Raw genomic sequence first — 13,788 nt, forward strand, 5'->3', positions numbered from 1 at the left:
GGAGCATCAGGTGGGTCTTGCCGGGGCCGCTCAGCAAGACGCCAGCCCGGCGGTGACACCAGGGATCATGACACGGATTACTGGCGAGTTTCGGGGCGCGCCCTCAGAAGGTGCAGGCGGGGATGTCGGGGATGGGGTGGTCGCGCCAGGTCGGGGAGACGGAGGAGGCCGGGTACCAGCCCCAGCCGTCGTTCTTGTAGCGGTCGTCGCCCTGGGTGTAGAGCCAGGTCGTTCCGCTGCCTTCGGGGTTCGCGGCGCCGTCCGTCTGGCAGACGAACCAGTTGCTGGACGACTTGATGTAGCCGGTGGTGGTCCCGCCCCCCGGTTCAAGGAAGAGCGGCCCCTGCTGCGCGGTGCGGCAGGACCAGGTGTCGAACGAGCGGCCGTGCGGATCGGTCACCTGCTTGCCCTCGAAGGAGCAGTGCTGCACCGCGGGCGTCTCGCCGGCCGCCGGCGCCGAGGGGCTGGACGGGCCGACCGGGCCGGAGGGGCCGGAGTTCGACGCCAGGAGCAGGCCGGCGACCAGGGTGGCGGCCAAGCCGAGCGCGCCGATTCCCACCCAGAGCGGCCACGTCTTGCGGGTGCGCGGCGGCGCCACGGCGGGGGCGGGCGCTCCCATGCCCGGCACCCCCATGGCGGGCGCGTACGGGGCCGGGGCCGGCCGGGCGGGGACGCGCGGCAGGGGCCGGGGCATCTCGGACTGGTACTGGTCGACCATGCGGGTCGCCTGGGCGGGCAGCCATTCGCCGATCGGGGCGACCTCGCCGGACAGGCCCAGCCGCCGCAGCACCTCGGTGGGCGCGGGACGGGCGGCGGGGTCCTTCATCAGGCAGGCGGCGACGAGGTCGCGCAGTCCCGACGGCAGCTCGGACACGTCCGGCATCTCGTGGACGATCCGGTACATCAGCGTCTGGGCGGGGCCGTCGCCGAACGGGTGGACGCCGGCCGCGTGGCACAGGACCGTGCCCAGTGAGAACACGTCGGCCGGCGGGCCGGCTTCGTCGCCGCGGACGTGCTCGGGCGCCATGAAGCCGGGCGTGCCGACGGAGCCGCCCGGCACCGTCAGCGCGGTCCCCTCCAGGGCCTGCGCGATCCCGAAGTCGATGACGCGGGGCCCGTCGGACGCGAGCAGGATGTTGGACGGCTTCAGGTCGCGGTGCACCAGGCCCGCGGCGTGGATGGCCTCCAGCGCCTCGGCGAGGCCCGCGCCGAGGACGCGCAGGGAGCGCTCGGGCAGGGCGCCGTACTCGGCGACGACGGCGGCGAGGGACGGCCCCGGCACGTAGGCGGTGACGAGCCACGGCGGGTCGGCGGCCAGGTCGAGCTCGACCACCTGGGCGGTGTGGAAGCCGCCGACCCTGCGGGCGGCCTCCGCCTCGCGGGCGAAGCGGGCGCGGAACTGCGCGTCGGCGGCCAGCTCGGACCGGATGACCTTCACCGCCACCGGCCGCCCGCCCGGCGAGGAGCCGAGGAACACCTCGCCCATCCCCCCGGAGCCGAGGCGCCCGGTCAGCCGGTACCGCCCGATCGCCTGCGGATCGCCCGGACGCAGCGGTTCCATCGTCCCCCATTTTCCGGCTCCGGGGCCGGCACCGGCGGCCGCCCACCCCGTTTCGCTGGACATGGACCATACCGGTGGCGGCCGGGAGGCGGAGCGTCCTCAGCCGGCCGCCGGAGGCGTACGGCCGGGCGCCGGCCGGGGGCGGGCGCCGAGGGCGGAGACGAGGGCACCGGCGAGGCCCTTGGCGGACGCCGCCAGGAAGGTCGTCCAGTCGAAGTAGTCGCGCCACAGGGTGATGCAGTCGTCGTGCACTTCGAAGGTGCCGCAGACCCAGAACTCGGCGCGCCAGGAGCCCCGCTCCAGGACGTCGGTGCGTTCGGTGAGGACGGCCGGGCCGTTCGCGGCGATGGTGTGGATGCGGGCCTCGAAGCCGGTGCCGTAGCGGGCCATGCCGCGCAGGGCCTTCTCGACGGCGGGCAGGCCGCGGGCGGGCGGGAGCGGGACGTTCTGGTAGACGATTCCGGGCGCCGCGTAGGTCAGGGCGCGGTCGATGTCGAGGTCTTCGAGGGCGGAGAGGAAGTCGGTGACGATCTGAATCTCGGTCATGGCGCTCCTCCGAGGTCGGGAACACCACGGTAGTGCGGGAGAATCCGGGCATGCGGTTCGGCATCCTTGGAGCGGTCGAGGTTCGGCGCGGCGGCGACGTCCTGCCGGTGGGCGGGCCCACGGTGCGGGCACTGCTGGCCATGCTGCTGCTGGACGCGGGACGGGTCGTCCCCAACGAGCGGCTCATCGACGGCCTCTACGGGGAGGAGCCGCCGGCCGGGGCGGCGAACGCGCTGCAGTCGCAGGTGTCGCGGCTGCGCAGGAGCCTGGGGGACGCGGCGCTCGTCGAGGGGCTGCCCGCCGGGTACCGGCTCGGCGTCGACCGCGGCGACGTCGACGCGCACCGGTTCGAGCGGCTCGCCCGCGATGCGCGGCGGGCCGCGACCGCCGGCGAGGCCGCGCGGCTGTTCGAGGAGGCGCTCGGCCTGTGGCGCGGCGACGCGCTGGCCGATGTGAGCGCGCCCTTCGCGGCGGCGCAGGCGGCTCGGCTGGCGGAGGAGCGGGCAAGCGCCGTCGAGGGCCTCGGGGCCGCGCGGCTCCGCGCGGGCGACCCCGAGGCGGTCGTCTCCGTGCTGCGCGAGCTGGTGGACGCGCAACCGCTGCGGGAGCGGGCGCGGGCGCTGCTGATGCGGGCGCTGCACGGCGCCGGGCGGCAGGCCGAGGCGCTCGCGGTGTTCGAGGACGGCCGGCAGGTGCTGGCCGACGAGCTGGGCGCTGACCCGTCGGCGGAGCTCGCCGAGGTGCACCTGGAGATCCTGCGCGGCGAGGCGGGGCCGGAGCGGATCCGGCCGAACCTGCCCGCGCAGCTCACCAGTTTCGTCGGGCGCGAGGAGGAGCTGCGGCGCGTCGGGAAGATGCTCGCGGCCGGGCGGCTCGTCACGCTGCTCGGGCCCGGCGGCGCGGGCAAGACGCGGCTGGCGATCGAGGCGGCGGGCCGGGAGGGCGGCGAGGTCTGCTTCGTCGACCTGGCGCCCGTCGTGGCGGCCGAGGTGCCGAAGGCGCTGCTCGGCGCGCTCGGGCTGCGCCAGGGCGGCATGCGGCCCGCTCCCGGCGAGCCGTCGCCGGACGCGATGGAGCGCCTCGTCACGGCGCTGGACGGGCGGCGCATGCTGCTCATCCTGGACAACTGCGAGCATGTCGTGGCGGTCGTGGCCGGGATCACGCACCGGCTGCTGAGCGCGTGCCCGGACCTGCGGGTGCTGGCGACGAGCCGGGAGGCCCTCGCCATCACGGGCGAGGCGCTGCGGCCGCTGCCGCCGCTGGGACTGCCGCCCGAGGGCACGCCGGTCGGGGAGATGCCGGGCTATCCGGCGGTGCGGCTGTTCCTCGACCGGGCCGAGGCGGTCCGTCCCGGGTTCGCGGTGGACGACGGCAATGTCGCGCCGGTGCTGCGGATCTGCCGGGCGCTGGACGGGCTGCCGCTGGCGATCGAGCTGGCGGCGGCGCGGCTGCGGTCGCTGCCGGTCACCGAGGTCGCGGCGCGGCTGGACGACCGGTTCCGGCTGCTGTCGCGCGGGAACCGGGCGGCGGCGCCGCGCCACCAGACGCTGCGCGCGGTCGTCGAGTGGAGCTGGGACCTGCTGGACGAGGGGGAGCAGACCCTCGCCCGGCGGCTCACGGTATTCTCCGGCGGCCTCACCCTGGACGCCGCCATGGGCGTCTGCGACCTGGACGACGCCGACGAGCTGCTGATCGAGCTGGCCGACAAGTCCCTCGTGCAGAGCGACGGCGCCCGGTACCGGATGCTCGACACGGTGCGGGCGTTCTGCGCCGAGCGGCTCGCCGAGGCCGGGGAGGCCCAGAGGTTCGAGCGGGCGCACGCGGAGTACTTCGCCGACCTTGCCCGCCGCGCCGACCCGCATCTGCGCGGCGCGGAGCAGCTCGAATGGCTGGACCTGCTCGCCGCCGACCACGGGAACCTGCACGCGGCGCTGCGGTGGTCCGTCCGGTCGGACCGGGTGCTCGCGCTGCGGATGATCGCGTCGCTGTCCTGGTACTGGTGGCTGCGCGGGCGCGTGGAGGGCGCGGCGCTGGCGGCCGAACTGCTGGACGAGGTCGGCACCGACCCGCCGGAGGGCCTGGACGAGGAGTACGTCCTGTGCGTGACGAACGCGGTGTCGGGCGGGGTGACGGGTGAGCGGGCGGTCGCGTGGCTCGACCGCGCCGCGGACCTCCTGCGCCGCATCGACCGCCAGCTGCGGTATCCGGTGGCCATCGTCCTGTGGGCGCTCACCGCCGGGCCGGACCGCACCGACTACGCCGTTTTCGCCAAGCAGGTGGGGGACGACCCGTGGACGCGGGCGCTGGTCCGGATGAGCGAGGGGTTCCTCGCCCAGTTCGGCGGCGACCTGGCCGAGACGGAGGCGGCGTGCGGCGAGGCGGTGCGGGGCTTCCGCGCCTGCGGCGACCGCTGGGGCACGGCCAACTCGCTGGACCCGCTCGCCCAGGTGGCCGACTGGCGCGGCGACCGGGAACGCGCCCTCGCGCTGCTGGACGAGGCGCTGGAGCTCGTCGGCCGGCTCGGCGCGCTGGAGGACACCGCCGACCTGCTCTACCAGCGCGCCTACGTACTGATGCACGCGGGCGACCTGGACGCGGCCGGCGCCGAGTTCGAGCGCGGCATCGAGCTGGCGCGGCGCGCGGGCACTCCGGACAAGATCGCCGGCGGGTACCAGGGACGCGGTGAGGTGGCGCGCCGGCGCGGCGACCTCGCCGGGGCGCGGCGGCTGTACGAGACGGCGCTGACCGGGTACTCGTCGGAGCGGTTCATCGCCGCCGCGGTGCGCGGCTCGTCGCTGGTCGGGCTGGGGTGGCTGGACCTCGCCGACGGTGCCGCCGGACGGGCCCGGGAGCGGTTCCGCGAGGCCGTCGACATGTCGTTCGACCATCCGATCTTCATGTACCAGGTGGCCGCCGCGACCGGGCTGGCGGGCGTCGCGGTCGCGGACGGAAAGGGCGAGCGTGCCGCGCTCCTGCTCGGCGTGGGGAGGGCCCTTCGCGGCATGCCCGCCGCCGATGACCCCGACGTGGAACGCGTGGCGTCCGCCGCCCGCGCCCTGCTCGGCGACGCCGCCTATGAGGACGCGTACCGGCGGGCCGCCGCGCTCCCCCGCGACCGGGCCATCGCCCTGCTGACGGCTCGCTGACGGGGGACGGCCGCGCTGTCAGCGGACGGTGCGGGAACGGTCAGCGCGTCCCGCGACCGTTGCGGCATGAACACATCGGCCCGCAAATGGGGCACGTTCGCGATCTGCCTGCTGGTCGCGCTCGTCCCGAACGTCGACCTGACCGCGCTGAACCAGGCCATCCCGCACCTGAGCGCGGACCTGGACCCCTCGGCCACCCAGATCCTGTGGATCGCCGACGCCTACGGCTTCGCGCTCGCCGGCCTGCTGATCACGATGGGCGGGATCGGCGACCGGGTCGGGCACAAGAGGCTGCTGCTGATCGGCACGGCGGTGTTCGCCGCCGCGTCCGCCGTGACCGCGTACGCGCCGAGCGCCGAGCTGCTGATCGCGGCCCGCGCGCTGCTCGGCGTGGCGGGCGCGACGCTGATGCCGTCCTGCCTGTCGCTGATCCGCCGGGTGTTCCCGGAGCCGAAGGAGCGGACCGCGGCGATCGGCGCGTTCAGCGGCGTCGCCGGCCTCGCGGTCGGGCTCGGCCCGGTCATCGCCGGTGCGCTGCTGGACCACTTCTGGTGGGGCTCCGTCTTCATGATCAATGTGCCGATCATGGCCGCCGCGCTGGTCGCCGGCGCGATCGTGCTGCCGGAGTCGCGCAACCCCGTCCCCGGCCGGCTGGACCTGCCGAGCGTCCCGCTGTCGGTCCTCGGGGTGCTCGGGGTGGTGTACGCGATCAAGGAGGCCGCCGCGCACGGCCTGGACGAGACGCGGATCTACCTCTCCCTGGCGATCGGCCTGGCGGCGCTGGCGGCGTTCCTGGTCCGGCAGGGCCGGGCGGCCGAGCCGCTGATCGACATCAGACTGTTCCGCAGCCCCGCGTTCGCCGGCTCGATCGGCACCAACATGTTCGCGATGTTCGCCCTGGTCGCCCAGTCGCTGATCTTCTCGCTGTTCTTCCAGCTGGCGCTCGGCTGGTCGCCGCTGAAGGCGGGCCTCGCCGGGCTGCCCGGCGCCGCCGGCGCCATGATCGGCGGCGCGCTGCTCGCCCCGCCGCTGATCGGCGCGCTCGGTCGCGCCCGCGTCGTCGCGGCCGGCATGCTGATCTCGGCCGGCGGCTTCTCGGCCTACCTGCTGATCGGCCTGCACACTTCGTACTGGGTGATGCTCCCCGCGATGCTGGTGTCCGGCCTGGGGATGGGGCTGGCGATGACGGTCACCGCCGACACCGTGCTCGCGTCCGTCCCGAAGGACCGCTCCGGCGCCGCGTCCGCGATCTCCGAGACGGCGACCGAACTGGGCGGCGCGCTCGGCATGGCGGTCCTCGGCAGCGTGCTGAACGCCGTCTACCGGAACACCCTGGACCTGCCCGCGGGTCTGCCGGGCCCGGCAGCGGCCGCGGCGCGCGACTCCCTCGGCGGCGCCCTGCAGGCCGCGGCGGACCTCCCCGCGGCCCTCGCCGGCCAGGTCGGCGTCGCCGCGCGTGAGGCGTTCGTGGACGGCATGCACGCCGCCCTGGTGTGCAGCGCCGGCTTCGCCGCGCTGGTGGCCGTCTTCGCGCTGGTGACCCTCCGGAACGTCCCCAAGGTCATCGAGGAGAGCGAGGAGCCCGAGGAGCCCGACCTCGTCACCGCCCCCTGAGCACACCGGCCGCGCCCCCGGATGGCAAATGTGATATCACTTTGCTATGTTGGTGATAACCAAGGAGGAGGACGACATGGCGGACACGGGGGCCAAGGTGGAGATGCCGCGGCCGAAGATCGGGGAGCGGCCCGCACGGGACCGCGGCGGGTGGACGATGCTCGGCGTGGGCGTGCTGTGGATCGCGGTGGGCGGCGCGGGGATCGCCCTCGGCGCGCTGGCCGGCGGCGGCGCCGCCATCGCCGTGGGCGTCACGGTGGGCTCGCTGCTGGCGCTGGCCGGGCTGGTCGTCCTGGCCGGGCTGACACCGGTCGCGCCGGGCGAGGCGCGCGTGCTGCAGCTGCTCGGCCGGTACTCCGGGACGGTCCGCACCGACGGGCTGCGCTGGGTGAACCCGCTGACCGAGCGGCGCAAGGTGTCGACGCGGATCCGCAACCACGAGACCGGCCTCGCCAAGGTCAACGACCTCGACGGGAACCCGATCGAGATCTCCGCAGTGGTGGTGTGGCAGGTCTCCGACACCGCGCGGGCGGTGTTCGAGGTCGACGACTTCGTGGAGTTCGTCGCGTTCCAGACGGAGGCGGCGGTCCGGCACATCGCGGGCGCCTTCCCCTACGACGCCGCCGACCGGACGTCGCTGCGCGACAACGCCGACGAGATCACCGCGCAGCTGTCGGAGGAGCTGGCGCAGCGGGTCGCGTCCGCCGGGGTCGTGATCATCGAGTCGCGGATCACCCGGCTGGCGTACGCTCCGGAGATCGCGCAGGCGATGCTGCGCCGGCAGCAGGCGGGCGCGGTCGTGGCGGCGCGGCAGCGGATCGTGGAGGGCGCGGTCGGCATGGTGCAGCTCGCCCTCGACCGGCTGGACGAGGAGAACGTGGTCGAGCTGGACGAGGAGCGCAAGGCGGCGATGGTCAGCAACCTGCTGGTCGTGCTGTGCGCCGACCGGGACGCCCAGCCGGTGGTCAACACCGGCACCCTCTACCAGTAGCCCGGAACCAGTGGCGGAGCGGAAGAAGATCCTGCTGCGGCTCGACCCGGCCGTCCACGACGCGCTGGCCCGGTGGGCGGGGGACGAGCTGCGCAGCACCAACGCGCAGATCGAGTTCCTGCTGCGGCAGGCGCTCGCCGACGCGGGCCGGATGCCCGGGTCGGCGGGACGGATGAGAAGGCCCGGGCGCCCGCGCAGGGCGGAGCGTCCCGGGGACGGGGAAGACGGTAACGACCCGCCGGAGGGCGGGGGCGAGGACTAGCCATGGTCGAAGTTCCGGAGTCGCTGCCGGCCCGCATGTACCTGCTGGCGTACGACCTGAGGAAGCAGAGGATGACCAGGGGCGGCGTGCGGCTCGGCTACGTGCTGCGGGCCGCCGCGCTGACCGAGCTGTACCTGGACGGGCGGCTCGGCGAGGAGCGGCGCCGGCCCGTCCCGGGGACGCCGGGCGGCGATCCGTACGGCGTGCTGGCGCAGATCGCGGCCTCCCGGCCCCGGTCGTGGCAGCACTGGGTGCGCAAGGACGCCAAGGCCCTCCTCGGGACGGTCCAGGACGAACTGGTGCGGGACGGCTGGATCCGGGTGCGGGGGCGCCGGATCCTCGGGCTGTTCCCGCACCAGGAGGTCACCGTGAAGGACCCGCGGGTCGTGAAGGCGCTGTGGGGCGGGGCGTCGTCGGCGCTGCGAGGACGTCCGGTGGCGCACGTCAACAGCTACGACGCGGCGGCGGTGGCGCTGGCGGCGGCGGGCGAGCTGACGTCGGTGCTGCCCGGCTCGGACCGGCGGCGGCACAAGCGGCGGATCGAGGAGCTGACGGCGCGCAGCGGACCGGCGGCGCCCGCCGTCCGCAAGCTGATCCGGCAGCTGAACGCGGCGGCCGCGAGCGGCTGAGCCGTCCCGGCGCGCCCCCGCCATTGCGGATTCCTACAAGATCGGAGCCTCCCGGTTTGTATCGGGCGCCACCGGCGGCGGGGACGGCGGCGCCCATAGCCTTCTCGGACATGGATCCCGAACGCGTCATCTACCCGCTGATGAAATACGTCCTCCTGGGGCCGGCGATGCGCGCCGCCTTCCTTCCCCGGGTGAGCGGCCTGCGGCACGTCCCGCGGGTCGGCCCGGTGATCCTCGCCGCGAACCATCTCGCGTTCCTCGACTCGTTCGTGCTGCCGCTGATCGTGCCGCGGCGGGTCCACTTCCTCGGCAAGCACGAGTACTTCACCGGGGCGGGGGTGAAAGGCCGGGCCACGGCGACGTTCTTCCGCGGCGTCGGCGCCATCGCGGTCGACCGGTCCGGCGGGCGGGCGGCGCTGGACGCGCTCGACACCTCGGCGGCGGTGCTGGAGCGCGGCGGCGTGTTCGCGATCCACCCGGAGGGCACCCGCTCTCCCGACGGGCGGCTTTACCGGGGCCGGACCGGCGCGGCCCGGCTGGCGATGCGGACCGGCGCGCCCGTCGTCCCGGTCGCGATCCTCGGCACCGACCGGGTGCAGCCGCGGGGGCGGGCCGTCCCGAAGCCGGGGCGGATCGGGCTGCGCATCGGGCCGCCGATGGACTTCCGCGGGCGCGCCGACGGCGTTCCGCGCGGCAAGGCGGCCCGGCAGGTCACCGACGAGATCATGGAGGCGATCCAGGGACTGTCGGGGCAGGAGTACGTGGACGACTACGCCCCCCGGCCCGCGGCTCCGGAGTGACCGCCGGCCGTCCGGCCCATGTTTGAGCGTGACCGAAAGGGCACGACATATGGGGACGGACGGAGATGATGTGGAAATCAGCCTGGACCTCCAACTCCCGCGGGATTCCGCGAGCGTCCCGGCGACGAGGAGGCTTCTGGACGCGGCGCTCGCCGCACTCGGGGTCGAGGACCACATCCGGGACGACATCGAGATGATGCTCACCGAGGCGTGCACCAACGTGATCAAGCACGCCGAGCACGGTGCCGACTACACGGTCCGGGCCGTCATCCAGGACTGCCGGTGCGTCATCAAGGTGATCGACTCGGGTGCCGGGTTCGACGCCGGGCGGGTGCCCCGGCCGGAGCCGTCCGCCGAGCACGGCCGCGGCCTGCTGATCATGCGGTCGCTGGCCGACGACGTGCGGTTCCGCTCGTTCCCCGAGGACGGCGCCCTGGTGTCGCTGGAGAAGCGGCTGGCCTACGGGGAGGACAGCCTCGGCGGGCTGCTCACCGCGGACAGCAGGGTTCCGGTCGTGACCGGAACCGACCCGGAGGCGGAGGACTTCGCGGGCCGGCTGTTCGAGCTGGCGCGGTCCGGCGAGACCCGGCGGCTCGTCGACTACGTCGAGGCCGGAGTGCCGGTGAACCTGTCCAACGACCGGGGCGACACGCTGCTCATGCTCGCCGCCTACCACGGCCACCCGGAGACGGTGCGGGCCCTCGCGGCGCGCGGCGCCGACCCCGAGCGCGCGAACGACCGCGGCCAGCGGCCCCTCGCGGGCGCGGTGTTCAAGAGGGAGACGGGGGTGGTGCGGGCCCTGCTGGACGCGGGCGCCGACCCGCGGGCGGGTTCGCCGTCCGCCGCCGACACGGCGCGGATGTTCGGCAACGCCGAGTTCCTCGCCTGGTTCGACGAGGCGACTCCCCCGCCCGCCTGACTCACCGCCGCACGCGCAGGACGAGCACGGCCACCGCCAGCGCGGCGGCGGCGAACGCCGAGCCGGTCGCGAAGGCGGCGTCCATGCCGGGCACGCCGCCGTGCCCGGACGCGGCCGACCCGTAGGCGGTGACCATGGCGGCCGACCCGAGCGAGCCGCCCGACCACAGCATCGTCTGCGCCACCCCGGACGCGGCGCCGGAATGCCCCGGCTCCACGCTGGCCAGGATGGTCGCGTTCAGCGGCATGATCGTCAGCCCGCCACCCGCGCCGATCAGCAGCAGCGGGACGAGCAGCCCGGCGGCGTAGCCGTCCCCCGGCGCGAGCCGCGACAGCCACAGCAGGCCGGCGGCGAGCAGGACCGCGCCCGCGACGACGAGCGGCCGGGCGCCGGCGCGCGCCATCAGCCGCGGCGCCAGCCGGACGAGTACCAGCTGCGTCCCGACGCAGGGCAGGAACGCCGCGCCGGCGCGCAGCGGCCCGTAGTGCAGGACCTGCTGCAGGTACTGGGTGAGGAAGAAGAACGAGCCGAACATCCCGGCCGTCAGGCACAGCTGGACGAGGTAGGAGGCGGCGCGCTCGCGCCCGGTCAGCAGCCACAGCGGCATGATCGGCTGCCGGGCGCGGTGCTCGATCGCGACGAAGGCGGCCAGCAGGACGGCGGCGGACCCGGCCGCGGCGATCGCCCGCGCGTCGCCCCAGCCGTCCTCCCCGACCCGGATCAGCGCGTAGACGAGCGCGGTGAGGCCGAGCGTGGAGACGACCGCGCCGGCGAGGTCGAAGCGGCCGGGGCGGCGGGCGGTCTCGGCCAGGACGCACGGCGCGGCCAGCAGCAGGACGAGGCCGACGGGGACGTTGACGAAGAACACCCACCGCCAGGACCCGGCCTCGGTCAGCACGCCGCCGGCGAGCATGCCGGCCGCGGCGCCGGCCCCGGTCACGGCGGAGAAGACGCTGAGCGCGCGGACGCGGGCGGGGCCCTGGAAGTTCACGGCGATCAGCGCCATCGCGCTGGGCGCGGCGACGGCGGCGGCGGCGCCCTGGGCGGCGCGGGCGGCGAGCAGCCACCAGCCGGCGTCCGCGAGGCCGCCGAGCAGGGACGCGGCGGTGAACAGCGCGATCCCGGCGGTGAACGTGCGGCGGCGGCCGAACACGTCCCCGGCGCGCCCGCCGAGGAGCAGCAGGCCGCCGAACGCGAGCATGTAGGCGTTCTGGATCCAGGCGAGGCCCCCGGTCGTGAGGCCGAGCCCCAGCTTCACCTCCGGGAGCGCGATGGTGACCACGGAGGTGTCCAGGCCGATCATGAGCTGGCAGCCGACGATGACGGCGAGGATGATTCCTGGGCGATGATGGGAGGCGGCGGCTTCTCCCGGAGCGGTGGACTCCGGGGGCGCGGCCGTCCGCTCGTTGGACGAGGTCAAGGCGGGACCTTCCCGAGATTTAAGGAACGGCGACGTACACTATGTGGGGAACGTACCACCGATTCGCGCAAAAGAGAACGCTAGCGTTCACTATTTTGGGGAGCGCGTCGTGACCCCGGCCACCCGCCGCCGCGGCGGCGACCTGGAGGCGGCGATCTTCGACGCCGTGTTCGCGCAGCTGGAGACCGCCGGCTACCCCGGGCTGACCATGGAGGGCGTCGCGGCCGCCGCCCGCACCGGCAAGGCCGCCCTCTACCGGCGGTGGAAGTCCAAGGACGAGCTGATCACCGACGCGCTCAAGCACGTCCTGCCCGAGCCGCCGACCGCGCCGGACACCGGCAAGGTGCGCGAGGACCTCCTCACCATCCTCACCTGCACGCGGGACACGCTCGTGGCCTGCCGGGGCGCCGCGTTCAAGGTCCTGAAGGAGGAGACGGAGAAGGGCAAGGGCATCGTGCACGAGGTCGTCCACGACCGGCTGTCCAAGCCCGTCCGGGACCTGCTGTACGACGCGCTGGTGCGGGCCGCCGAGCGCGGCGAGATCCGGCCCGGGGCGGCGACCAGGCAGATCGCGAACGTCGGCCCGGCCGTGATCGTCTACCACAACCTCGTCGAGGGCGGCCCGCTCGACGACGCCTACGTGGCGTCGGTCGTCGACGAGGTGATGATGCCGCTCGTCCGGCCGTGACGGGCTAGAGGGCCAGCTCGTCCCGGCGCGGCACGCCGTTCGTGCGGGACGGCTCGTCCAGCGCCACGCGGTGGTGCCAGTACGGCGGCGCGATGCCCTCCTCGCGGAGCGCCCGGTGCAGCCGCTTGAGGAACTCGTGCTTGATCGCGAACTGGTCGCCGAACTCGCTGGACCGCAGGATCACGTGGAAGCCGACGGCGGCGTCGTTGAAGTCGTCGAACCGCACCAGGACGTTGCAGTCGGCCACGCCGCCCTGGACGTCCTTCATGACCTCGTGGCCGACGCGGATGAGGAGCTGCTCGACCTCGTCCAGGTCGACCTCGTAGTGCACCTTCGCGTACACCAGCACCGACATGTCCTGCGCGGGCCGGTGGTAGTTGGTGAGGATCGTGTCGGAGAACCGCTGGTTCGGGATGACCTCGATGTTGTCGGACAGCGTCCGGATGGAGGTGTTGCGCCAGTTGATGTCGACGACGTACCCCTCCTGCCCGGTGGAGAGCTTGATGTAGTCGCCGGGCTCGATCGTCTTGGACGCGAGGACGTGCACGCCCGCGAACAGGTTGGCGAGCGTGTCCTGCAGGGCCAGCGCGACCGCGAGACCCCCGACGCCCAGGGCGCCCAGCAGCGGCGTGATCGACACCCCGATGCTCTGCAGCATCACCAGGACGCCGATGCCGAGCACGATCACCCGGGTGATGTTCGCGAAGATCGTGACGTTCGCGGCGACGCCCTGCCGGGCCAGCGCGATCGAGGTCACCGACGCCGCGATCAGCCGGGCCAGCGCCAGCGAGACCACCAGGATCGTCACCGCCGTCAGCACCTTGGCGGTCACGTCCAGGGTGCCGCGCGGCAGTTCGAGGACCTTCGCCGCCGACCAGAGGCCGAGCAGCACCGCGAGCGGCATCGCCAGGTCCCGGATGAGGCGGGCGGCCAGGTCGTCCCACGTCCAGCGGGTGTCGCCCGCCCGCCGGAACAGCCGTCCGGTCGCCAGCCGCAGGAGGACGGCGATCACCAGCGCGACCGCCATCACGGCGGCGGCGACGATGACGCGCGCCCAGCTCAGGTCGCCCAGGTCACCCATAACGCGTGAAACTCTCCCTCCGCGGGGCCGTCACGGCCCGCAAGATCCCGATTTGCCGTGTTACGGCGTCCTCGATCGTAGTGAAGACCCGGAGTGCTGCGAGGGACATCACGGGTGTTGTGGCGCGGAGT

12 protein-coding genes are annotated in these 13,788 nt (G+C 74.4%); 8 read left to right on the top strand and 4 right to left on the bottom strand.

Annotated features, from left to right (window positions below):
- Positions 1–103: 103 nt before the first annotated feature.
- Both AL2_RS19540 and AL2_RS19545 read right to left on the bottom strand, forming a co-directional pair.
- The gene (locus tag AL2_RS19540) at positions 104–1,561 is read right to left on the bottom strand and encodes a serine/threonine-protein kinase (protein ID WP_067635429.1); all 1,458 of its coding nucleotides are present in this window, start codon (positions 1,559–1,561) and stop codon (positions 104–106) included.
- 99 nt (positions 1,562–1,660) lie between these two features.
- Positions 1,661–2,107 (bottom strand): limonene-1,2-epoxide hydrolase family protein, encoded by a 447-nt coding sequence (locus AL2_RS19545; protein WP_174550861.1) that lies wholly within the window; start codon positions 2,105–2,107, stop codon positions 1,661–1,663.
- A gap of 50 nt (positions 2,108–2,157) precedes the next feature.
- Here AL2_RS19545 and AL2_RS19550 point away from each other — a divergent pair, with 50 nt between their 5' ends.
- The 7 genes from AL2_RS19550 (at position 2,158) to AL2_RS40265 (ending at position 10,468) form a co-directional block, all read left to right on the top strand.
- The gene (locus AL2_RS19550; RefSeq protein WP_174550862.1) at positions 2,158–5,253 is read left to right on the top strand and encodes an AfsR/SARP family transcriptional regulator; all 3,096 of its coding nucleotides are present in this window, start codon (positions 2,158–2,160) and stop codon (positions 5,251–5,253) included.
- 66 nt (positions 5,254–5,319) lie between these two features.
- On the top strand, positions 5,320–6,867 hold the full coding sequence (locus AL2_RS19555; protein ID WP_067635433.1) for an MFS transporter: 1,548 nt from the start codon (positions 5,320–5,322) through the stop codon (positions 6,865–6,867).
- A gap of 76 nt (positions 6,868–6,943) precedes the next feature.
- Positions 6,944–7,858: an SPFH domain-containing protein gene (locus tag AL2_RS19560; protein WP_067635435.1), complete on the top strand. Its 915-nt coding sequence runs from the start codon at positions 6,944–6,946 to the stop codon at positions 7,856–7,858.
- 10 nt (positions 7,859–7,868) lie between these two features.
- On the top strand, positions 7,869–8,120 hold the full coding sequence (locus tag AL2_RS19565; RefSeq protein WP_067635437.1) for a type II toxin-antitoxin system antitoxin: 252 nt from the start codon (positions 7,869–7,871) through the stop codon (positions 8,118–8,120).
- A gap of 2 nt (positions 8,121–8,122) precedes the next feature.
- A complete protein-coding gene (locus tag AL2_RS19570; protein ID WP_067635439.1) occupies positions 8,123–8,749 on the top strand; it encodes a GOLPH3/VPS74 family protein in 627 nt (208 codons plus the stop codon).
- Positions 8,750–8,859: 110 nt separating this feature from the next.
- Positions 8,860–9,549: a lysophospholipid acyltransferase family protein gene (locus AL2_RS19575; RefSeq protein WP_083946694.1), complete on the top strand. Its 690-nt coding sequence runs from the start codon at positions 8,860–8,862 to the stop codon at positions 9,547–9,549.
- Between the two features lie 70 nt (positions 9,550–9,619).
- Complete coding sequence (locus AL2_RS40265) at positions 9,620–10,468, top strand: ATP-binding protein (RefSeq protein ID WP_376741361.1); 849 nt, start codon at positions 9,620–9,622, stop codon at positions 10,466–10,468.
- Between the two features lies 1 nt (position 10,469).
- On the opposite strand, the gene AL2_RS19585 is transcribed toward AL2_RS40265, so the two are convergent.
- Positions 10,470–11,888, bottom strand: a complete 1,419-nt coding sequence (locus AL2_RS19585) for an MFS transporter (protein ID WP_245666740.1) — start codon at positions 11,886–11,888, stop codon at positions 10,470–10,472.
- Between the two features lie 109 nt (positions 11,889–11,997).
- Between AL2_RS19585 and AL2_RS19590 the strand changes: the two genes are divergently transcribed.
- Positions 11,998–12,576 (top strand): TetR-like C-terminal domain-containing protein, encoded by a 579-nt coding sequence (locus AL2_RS19590; protein WP_067635441.1) that lies wholly within the window; start codon positions 11,998–12,000, stop codon positions 12,574–12,576.
- Positions 12,577–12,580: 4 nt separating this feature from the next.
- Here AL2_RS19590 and AL2_RS19595 read toward each other — a convergent pair whose 3' ends face one another.
- The gene (locus AL2_RS19595) at positions 12,581–13,657 is read right to left on the bottom strand and encodes a mechanosensitive ion channel family protein (protein ID WP_067635443.1); all 1,077 of its coding nucleotides are present in this window, start codon (positions 13,655–13,657) and stop codon (positions 12,581–12,583) included.
- Positions 13,658–13,788: the final 131 nt, after the last annotated feature.

It is taken from the genome of Actinomadura latina NBRC 106108, from assembly GCF_001552195.1.
GTDB lineage: Bacteria > Actinomycetota > Actinomycetes > Streptosporangiales > Streptosporangiaceae > Spirillospora > Spirillospora latina.

Coding starts and splice junctions, on each gene's coding strand:
- AL2_RS19595 (WP_067635443.1), bottom strand. CDS start 13,657: ATGGGTGACCTGGGCGACCTGAGCTGGGCGCGCGTCATCGTCGCCGCC.
- AL2_RS19545 (WP_174550861.1), bottom strand. CDS start 2,107: ATGACCGAGATTCAGATCGTCACCGACTTCCTCTCCGCCCTCGAAGAC.
- AL2_RS19575 (WP_083946694.1), top strand. CDS start 8,860: ATGGATCCCGAACGCGTCATCTACCCGCTGATGAAATACGTCCTCCTG.
- AL2_RS19570 (WP_067635439.1), top strand. CDS start 8,123: ATGGTCGAAGTTCCGGAGTCGCTGCCGGCCCGCATGTACCTGCTGGCG.
- AL2_RS19540 (WP_067635429.1), bottom strand. CDS start 1,561: ATGGAACCGCTGCGTCCGGGCGATCCGCAGGCGATCGGGCGGTACCGG.
- AL2_RS19560 (WP_067635435.1), top strand. CDS start 6,944: ATGGCGGACACGGGGGCCAAGGTGGAGATGCCGCGGCCGAAGATCGGG.
- AL2_RS19555 (WP_067635433.1), top strand. CDS start 5,320: ATGAACACATCGGCCCGCAAATGGGGCACGTTCGCGATCTGCCTGCTG.
- AL2_RS19550 (WP_174550862.1), top strand. CDS start 2,158: ATGCGGTTCGGCATCCTTGGAGCGGTCGAGGTTCGGCGCGGCGGCGAC.